Annotated in this window: 7 protein-coding genes; all 7 read right to left on the bottom strand. The window is 49.0% G+C overall.

What is annotated here, in order from left to right; translation table 11 throughout:
- Positions 1-80 precede the first annotated feature (80 nt).
- Positions 81-1,025, bottom strand: coding sequence for a sigma-70 family RNA polymerase sigma factor (locus tag ACQ5DJ_RS28615; protein WP_017247006.1), 945 nt, complete (start codon positions 1,023-1,025; stop codon positions 81-83).
- Positions 1,026-1,276: 251 nt separating this feature from the next.
- The gene (locus tag ACQ5DJ_RS28610) at positions 1,277-2,236 is read right to left on the bottom strand and encodes an ABC transporter ATP-binding protein (protein ID WP_429845404.1); all 960 of its coding nucleotides are present in this window, start codon (positions 2,234-2,236) and stop codon (positions 1,277-1,279) included.
- 25 nt (positions 2,237-2,261) lie between these two features.
- Positions 2,262-3,179 carry an NlpC/P60 family protein gene (locus tag ACQ5DJ_RS28605; RefSeq protein WP_429845403.1) on the bottom strand — a complete coding sequence of 306 codons (918 nt, stop codon included), beginning with the start codon at positions 3,177-3,179 and terminating at the stop codon, positions 2,262-2,264.
- Position 3,180: 1 nt separating this feature from the next.
- A complete protein-coding gene (locus ACQ5DJ_RS28600; protein ID WP_048035619.1) occupies positions 3,181-4,275 on the bottom strand; it encodes a dipeptide epimerase in 1,095 nt (364 codons plus the stop codon).
- Positions 4,276-4,427: 152 nt separating this feature from the next.
- Positions 4,428-6,086, bottom strand: coding sequence for a peptide ABC transporter substrate-binding protein (locus tag ACQ5DJ_RS28595; protein WP_429845402.1), 1,659 nt, complete (start codon positions 6,084-6,086; stop codon positions 4,428-4,430).
- Between the two features lie 103 nt (positions 6,087-6,189).
- Positions 6,190-7,215 (bottom strand): ABC transporter ATP-binding protein, encoded by a 1,026-nt coding sequence (locus ACQ5DJ_RS28590; RefSeq protein ID WP_429845401.1) that lies wholly within the window; start codon positions 7,213-7,215, stop codon positions 6,190-6,192.
- 5 nt (positions 7,216-7,220) lie between these two features.
- Positions 7,221-8,108: an ABC transporter permease gene (locus tag ACQ5DJ_RS28585; RefSeq protein ID WP_429845407.1), complete on the bottom strand. Its 888-nt coding sequence runs from the start codon at positions 8,106-8,108 to the stop codon at positions 7,221-7,223.
- Between the last annotated feature and the right edge of the window lie 20 nt (positions 8,109-8,128).

The following is an 8,128-nucleotide window of genomic DNA, read 5'->3' as shown; positions in this document are numbered from 1 at the left end:
GGAATACGATTCAGGAGGTGCTTTTTCCTTGTCTCAATTTATTGGGTCACTTCAAGGGGCTGAAATAATCAAATCCTATGTTAGGTTAAATAATCTTTTAATACGTGTGAAGCTTTTTGCGTTCGCAGTCGGTCAATCGTCGTCGCTTCAATTTGGCGAATACGCTCGCGGGTAAGACCAAACATTTTCCCCACTTCCTCCAGCGTATACACTTGATCATCATAGAGACCATAACGCATGGAGATAATTTCTTGGGCGCGGGGACTAAGTCGCTCCAACGCTGCACGCATTTGCGAGCGAAGGTCTACCTTTTCAATCCAGTCATCCAGAGAGGACAACCCATCATCCATGATTTCTGCGTAGCTCAAGCTCTCGTCCTCATGCCAAGCCTGCCATTTCTCACTATCCAGCTCAGCGTCGATGGATTCCATCTTCATCATTAGAGCCAGTTCGATGGCATCCACCTTTTCTAGTGGAATATCCAAGAGTACAGCAATCTCCTGCCGATCAGGCGTACGGTTCAAAGCATGGACGAGATGTAGCACTTGCTTCTGATACTGACGAATCTGCTCATGCATGTGGACAGGAATGCGAATCAAAGTTGCTTTGTCGTTGATGGCACGGGTGATCGCTTGGGAGATCCACCAGTGTGAGTAATGATAGAGACGCACGCCACGCCCCACATCAAATTTGTCAATCGCGGTAAACAAACCTATCGTGCCCTCCTGAATCAAATCCAGGAACGGCATCCCTCTTTTCAAATGGCGCAATGCGGTACTAACTACGTATCGTAAATAGGCGCGCACAATCGTTTCACGTGCTTCAAGATCGCCATCTCTTTGATAGCGAATCAGGCAAGCAAGCTCTTCTTCTTTGTCCAACATGGGTGTTGCAGCGACGCTTTCCAAAAACAGTAGAGCAGAAGTGTCCGATCGAAGCGATCTAGGGACAACAATTCCCAACTGTGTCTCCACTTCCCGCCAGCGACGGGGAGTTGAATGGAACGAGGAGGTACTCAGAGTCATATGCAACCCTCACTTCTCTGGAATGGAAGTTCACGATGAAGTAGGTGAGTCACGGAATGTTTTACTCTATCCGTATTTCGACAAAACCTGTTCGATTCCTGCCAGTTAACAGAATATTAACAGTTCTCCTCTCCGAATAGTTGATGAAAGCCCTTTCATAGGTTAAAGTTAAAAGTTTATGAAGAAAAAGCCATCCCTATTAACCAAGGATGGCAAAAAGACAATGTCGAATCTTCTGATAAAACGGAAGACTACTGATACAAGTGACAGGCGACGAAGTGGTTGGTGTCTACTTCCTGCCAGATAGGCTTTTTTTCGGCGCATACGGCTTTTGCTACCGGACAACGTGTACGGAACACACAGCCGCTAGGTGGATTGATCGGGCTGGGAACGTCACCTTCGATAATGGTGCGCTCACGGCTTTTCTCCAAGTCGGGATCGGGAACAGGAATGGCCGACAACAACGCCTGCGTGTAAGGATGCTTCGGTGATTCGTAAAGAATTTCACTCGCAGTCATCTCTACCATATTGCCCAAATACATGACGCCAATACGGTCACTGATGTGCTTGACCATCGCCAAATCATGCGCGATAAACAAATACGTCAGCTTTTGCTCCTGCTGCAATTTCTTCATTAAATTAACGACCTGTGCCTGAACCGAAACATCGAGTGCGGAAATCGGCTCATCGGCAATGATGAAGGAAGGATTGACGGCAAGTGCCCGGGCAATCCCTATCCGCTGTCGCTGACCACCACTGAACTCATGTGGGAAACGGTTGGCATGCTCTTTCTGCAAACCAACCATCTCTAACAGCTCGATCACACGGTTCATCCGTTCCTTCCCTTTATATAGCCCATTCAGATGCAGGCCCTCCGAAATGATTTCCGCAATGTTCATTCGAGGGTTCAGAGAAGCGTACGGGTCCTGAAAAATCATTTGCATTTGGCGTGTCAGCTTACTCCGCTCAGCAGACGATGCCTGATGGACGTTTTGCCCGTCAAAAATAACCTCACCTGTCGTCGGTTGATACAATCCAATGATTGTACGGCCTGTGGTCGATTTGCCGCAACCAGATTCCCCTACTAGTCCAAACGTTTCCCCCTCGTATATATCGAAGGAAACATTGTCCGCTGCCGTAAGTGAGAGCCCTTTACCCAAGGTAAAGGTTTTTGTCAGGTTCTTTACCTGGACCAGCTTTTTTCGTTGCATCTGGCCACTCCTCCCCGTTATCCGTTTACCAGTATCGTCTGGAGACGCAATGTTCCTTTTCGAGCTTGTAGCCATCCAACTTGACGATCTCGATGGCACTTCGCGAATCCGGAGAATGAATCATTTCGCCATTCCCCATGTAAATGCCCACGTGATGGACTCTGCCCTTCCCTTCTTCATGGGCAAAAAACAACAAATCGCCCGGAAGCAAAGCTTCTTTTTCCACAAGCTGTCCGGCTTTTGCCTGATCAGATGCATCACGTGGAAGCTGGAGACCAACAGAACGGTGCATATTGTACGCAAATCCTGAGCAGTCATACCCGTAAGAAGACATGCCACCCCATAAGTAATGCAGGTTGAGGAATCGCTTGCCCGCTTCTACGATTGCCTCTCCACGATTACCGGAAAGCTCGATAGGCTCGTTTGCTTTCACGATTTGGACTTCTGCTTTTGGCAAAAGTCCGGTGCCGTTCGGTGTCGCTACCGTTACCCAGTCTGCGGTTTCCTCAATCAGCGGCAGTTTGGTCAAGAAGGCAAGCTCCATGTCTGGCTTTTTGTCGGCTGTATGTAGACGGGTAAACGCCGCCGTGACCATCGCTAGCTTTTGGCCTTGCTGTACCTCAAAAGAATCTGACCACGGTGCTAACTGGCGAGACGGAATCCAGCCCGGATAGCCTGTTGCGTTTTTGTTCGTAGTCTGATCAGGAATCAGAATTTGTGACCATTCCCCTTGCTCCTCGACTACCTCTACGCGCGTACCGTACAGCGCTTGGGTTTGAATCGCGTTTTGGTCATAAAAACCAAGCTTCTCCTCCACAGTAAGGGAAGCAAGCCAGCTTCGTGCATCTACCGGGGATTGGAGTGCTACTTGGTCAATATCCCGCGGCGACTCCGGCTTAGTCCACACAGTGGCAACAGAGACAGAAACAATGGCAGATTCCATCTTAGTTCTCCCCCTCCCACAGGCTGACGGAACGAATACCGAGCCCAGATTCTTCTGGCATGCGCATCAAGCGACCCTCGTATGTTACGCCACCTTCTATACCATCGTGCAAAAGCATCAACGGAGCATCGAAATCAAAGCGGGTGATGTTCTTCTTACTGGCTGCAAAATGTGCTGCTGCTGATACAGCCAGACGTGATTCGATCATGCTGCCAACCATGCATGGAATACCGTACTCTTCAGCCAATTGGTTGATCAATTGTGCTTTGTAAATGCCGCCAGCTTTCATCAGCTTGATATTAATCATGTCAGCCGCACGGTTTTGTAAAACTTGCAGGGCCTGCGCTGGTGAAAACACACTCTCGTCAGCCATGATTGGCGTATCGACCGAATCTGTTACCCGCTTCAAGCCTTCCAGATCATGCGCTTTTACAGGCTGCTCAATGAGTTCAATGCCAAGACCCATGTCCTCCATTTTGCGAATGGATTGCACCGCTTCTTTTACATTCCATCCCTGGTTGGCATCAAGACGAATCTTCACCTGATTGCCCACGGATTTGCGAATTTCCTGGATGCGCAAAATGTCATCCTCGATATTGTCCTTGCCGACCTTGATTTTCAGTACGTTAAAGCCTTGCTTAAGATAGGCAGCCGCATCCTCGCCCATTTCTTTCGGGGAGTTCACGCTGACGGTATAGTCAGTCTCCAATTGGTCACGGTAGCCACCCAGGAATTGATACAACGGCATTCCTGCGCGCTGAGAAATGAGGTCGTACAACGCAATGTCTACTGCTGCTTTCGCACTCGTATTTCCTACCATGGATTGATGCAAGGTTTGGAAAACTCGCTCATAGGCAAGTAAATTCAAGCCGATGAGCTGAGGTCTCATCGTATTCATAATCGCCGACTCGATGCTCTCGATGCTGTCTCCGGTAATGACGACAGTAGCCGAAGCTTCACCCCACCCGACCATACCGTTGTCGCAGGTGATTTTCACCAGAATCGATTCCAGACTATGCACCGTACGCAAAGCCGTTTTAAAAGGCTTTTTCAATGGAACAGATATTCGTTTTACTTCGATGGCTTGAATAATCATGTTTTCCTCCATCTTCTCCAGCACTTGTGCTTTCTTTAGCTGTGTTTTTTCTAATAGGCATACTAAATTATAGCACTATTAAAAATTCTAGCAAAAAAGGGGGGAGAGTCATTCCATCCGCCTGAAATGACTTCTCCCAACTCACTCTATCTTTACTTCACGACAGCTTTTCTTAGGTCTGTGTAGCTAAGTGAAGAGCTTTGTACACCACTCGCCTTGTCGCTTGAGAGCAAGGAAGTGTTGTAGAAATAAAGTGGTGCGATCGGCGCTTCATCCAACAAGAGTTTTTCTGCGTCATGCAGCAGCTTCAGACGTTTTGCATCGTCTGGCTCCTTGTATGCGTCTTGGATCAGCTTGTCGAATTGCGCATTGCTCCAGCCCGTACGATTGCTTGCTGCCTTCGACTGGAAAATATCGAGGAAGTTGATCGCATCACCGAAGTCAGGCAACCAGGAAGAACGAGCAATTTGATACTGCAATTGCTTTTGCATATCGGTCAAAACTTTTCCTTCTACTTTTTGCAGCTTCACATCAACACCCAGCGTCTGCTTCCACATTTCTTGCGCGGCTTGTGCCGTTTTTTCGTTAGCCGTTCCGCTGCGGTATGTGAGTGTAACCTCTGGCAGCTTTGTGTAGCCTTTTTCTTTCATTCCTTGTTCCAGAAGCTTCTTCGCTTCATCTGGGTTGAAGTTCACCAACTCTCCGCCCACTTTACGGAATTGTCCTTCACCGTTGGCATCAGGCAAACCAAAAGATACGAAGCCTGTTCCCGGCTTTTGCTGACGCATCAGCACCAGGTCGACCAGTGTCTGACGGTCAATCGCCAAGCTAAAGGCTTTACGAATATTGGCGTTATCAAATGGCTCCTTCGTTACGTTGAAACGATAGAACTCTGTACCTGCTCCGTCACGCACGAATACTTTGCCTTCTTTGAACAATTGGTCTGCCATATCGGCAGGAACGGTTGTCGTTCTGTGCAGCTCTTCGTTCGTAAACATTTGATACTCAGTATTCTCGTCATCAATCATTTTCCAAACGGCACCAGGCAGCGTTACGTTTGCTGCATCCCAGTACGTATCGCTCTTCATGATTTTTAGTTCACTGTCATGCGCCCACTCTGTCAGCTTGAATGGTCCATTTCCGACAAAGCTTGCTGCTTCTGCTGCCCATTTCGGATCTTTTTCTACAGTCGCTTTGTGTACAGGGAAGAAAGCTGGGTTGGATGCCAACAGGAGCGTCCAGGAAGCTGGTTGAGCGAGCACGACCTCTAGTGTCTTGTCGTCCACGGCTTTTACTTTTACACCATCCGCCGGTCCTTTCCCGCTGTTATATGCCTCCGCACCCTCAATAATGTACGCGAGGGATGCTGCCGGAGATGCCAGTGCAGGATCAAGCATGCGTTTCCACGCAAATTCGAAGTCCTGAGCCTTTACCGGTTCACCATTGGACCATTTGTTGTCACGCAGGGTAAACGTGTAGGTTTTCCCATCCACGGAGATTTTCCATTCGGAAGCGGCTGCTGGTTGAGGCTTTTGATTTTCGTCCAGGCGGGTCAAGCCTTCCATCAAGTTGTTCAAAATGTTATAGGACGGCTCATCGAAGCCAATCGGCGGGTCCAATGACGTCGGTTCCTTGATATTATTCAGCAACAGGAGCTTTGCCGCTTGATCGCCCGGCGTCGGAGTGTTTGGCTGAGCCGTGTTGCCTGGTGCAGGCTCACTCGGTGCAGCTGGTTGACCCGATGTACATCCAGCCATGAGCATGGACACACCCAGCGTAGCCGTCAGCAACAATGTTGATAGTTTTTTCACTGTTTCTTCCCCCTTATTTTTTTGTTTTTGTATGACGTAAAAGGATAGCGCCGTCAGACGACACCCTCTTTTACACGAATGCACTTTCCTCGACAGCCATGAATCAGGTCCCCGTTGGCGGTTGCATCGACGCCAGCAACTTCTTTGCCCGTGGGTCCTGCAACCAACAGGAAACCGCGTGTTTGCTATGGACATGGGTCTCCGCAGGCTGGTAATTCCGACATACTTCCAACGCGTAGTCACAGCGCGCAGCGAATGCACAGCCAATTGGCGGGCTGAACAAATCTGGGGGTGTTCCAGGTATGGGGCTCAACGGAATAGAGCGATCCGCATCCAAACGAGGCATCGACGCCAACAAGCCTTTGGTGTACGGGTGCTGTGGATTGTAAAAAATGTCGCGAACAGGTCCGGACTCTACCACTTTTCCGGCATACATGACGTTGACCCGATCCGCAATCTTGGCGACGACTCCCAAATCATGCGTGATAATAATGATCGAGACTCCCGTCTTTTGCTGAATGCTTTTGAACAGCTCGATGATTTGCGCCTGAATCGTTACATCCAACGCTGTCGTAGGCTCATCCGCAATCAGAATGGACGGCTTACAGACAAGCGCAATCGCTATCATGATCCGTTGGCGCATACCGCCACTGAACTGATGGAGGTACTGCTTGAGACGACTTTCTTGATTGGCGATCCCGACCAAGGTGAGAATTTCAATCGCTTGCCGCTTGGCTTCACTTCTGGAGACCTTTTGATGGCGAATAATTCCTTCCGTAATCTGCTCACCAATGGTGATCGTCGGGTTGAGCGAAGTCATCGCATCTTGAAAGATCATGGAGATTTCTTTTCCGCGCAGCTCGCGCATTTGCTTTTCCGGCAGCTTTGCCAAGTCCTTGCCTTTAAAATGAATGCTTCCACCCGCGATTTTTCCGATATGCTCTGGGATCAGACGCATGATGCTCCTTGCAGTCACGCTCTTCCCACATCCAGATTCACCGACAATCGCCAGTGTCTCCCCTTTGTTCAAGGTAAAGTTCACGTCCCGAACGGCGTTCACTTCACCACCATGCGTCTTGAATGTGACCCGAAGCCCACTGACTTCCAACAGCTTTTCCGTTTTATCCATGTTGCCTACCTCCTTGACTTCGGATCGAACGCGTCGCGTAAACCATCACCGAGCACGTTGAACGCGAGCATCGTCAGCGAGATTAGGAAAGCAGGGAAAAAGAGCCGCCACCAATGACCGGACAAAATAGTGGGGAGCCCATCGTTCGCCATCACACCCCAGCTAGCCATTGGCGCCTGAATACCGAGACCGAGGAAGCTCAGAAACGCCTCTGAAAAAATCGCAGATGGAACAGATAACGTGACATAGACAATGATGATACCAATTGTGTTAGGCAGCAGGTGCTTGCGAATGATGTAGAAAGACTTTGCTCCCATTGTTTTTGCCGCCAGTACGTACTCGGAGTTTTTCATTTGCAGCACCTGACCACGCACAGTCCGGGCCATCCCGATCCAGCCTGTTGCACTTAACGCGATAATAATGGTTAAAAGTCCGGGTCCCATGACGACCATCAGCAAAATCACAACCAACAAATAAGGAAGTCCGTACAAAATGTCGACGAAGCGCATCATGATATTATCGATTCGCCCGCCCAAATATCCGGCAATTCCTCCATACAAGACACCAATGAAAAAATCGATAAGTGCTGCTGTCAAACCGACAAACAGGGAAATGCGAGCACCATACCAAACACGGGTGAACACATCGCGACCAAAATCATCAGTACCAAACCAATTAGCTTCCGATGGCGGTTTGTTTTTCATAATAATCGACTGTTTGGCGTATTCATGACCAGAGATCATCGGTCCAATCGTAGCCATAACCCCAAGCAAGATAATAACCACCAATCCCATCAGGGCCAGCTTGTTTCCTCTCAAACGAAGCCAAGCTTCTTGCCAAAACGTCAGTTGAGGTCGCACAATCGCTTCCGCATTGAGGTTGTCTTTGCGCATGGGGATAAATAAATCATCAG

The organism is Brevibacillus sp. FIR094, assembly GCF_050477165.1.
Taxonomy (GTDB): domain Bacteria; phylum Bacillota; class Bacilli; order Brevibacillales; family Brevibacillaceae; genus Brevibacillus.
This window is presented reverse-complemented; position numbering and strand designations above follow the sequence as displayed.

Coding starts and splice junctions, on each gene's coding strand:
- ACQ5DJ_RS28615 (WP_017247006.1), bottom strand. CDS start 1,025: ATGACTCTGAGTACCTCCTCGTTCCATTCAACTCCCCGTCGCTGGCGG.
- ACQ5DJ_RS28610 (WP_429845404.1), bottom strand. CDS start 2,236: ATGCAACGAAAAAAGCTGGTCCAGGTAAAGAACCTGACAAAAACCTTT.
- ACQ5DJ_RS28605 (WP_429845403.1), bottom strand. CDS start 3,179: ATGGAATCTGCCATTGTTTCTGTCTCTGTTGCCACTGTGTGGACTAAG.
- ACQ5DJ_RS28600 (WP_048035619.1), bottom strand. CDS start 4,275: ATGATTATTCAAGCCATCGAAGTAAAACGAATATCTGTTCCATTGAAA.
- ACQ5DJ_RS28590 (WP_429845401.1), bottom strand. CDS start 7,215: ATGGATAAAACGGAAAAGCTGTTGGAAGTCAGTGGGCTTCGGGTCACA.
- ACQ5DJ_RS28585 (WP_429845407.1), bottom strand. CDS start 8,108: ATGCGCAAAGACAACCTCAATGCGGAAGCGATTGTGCGACCTCAACTG.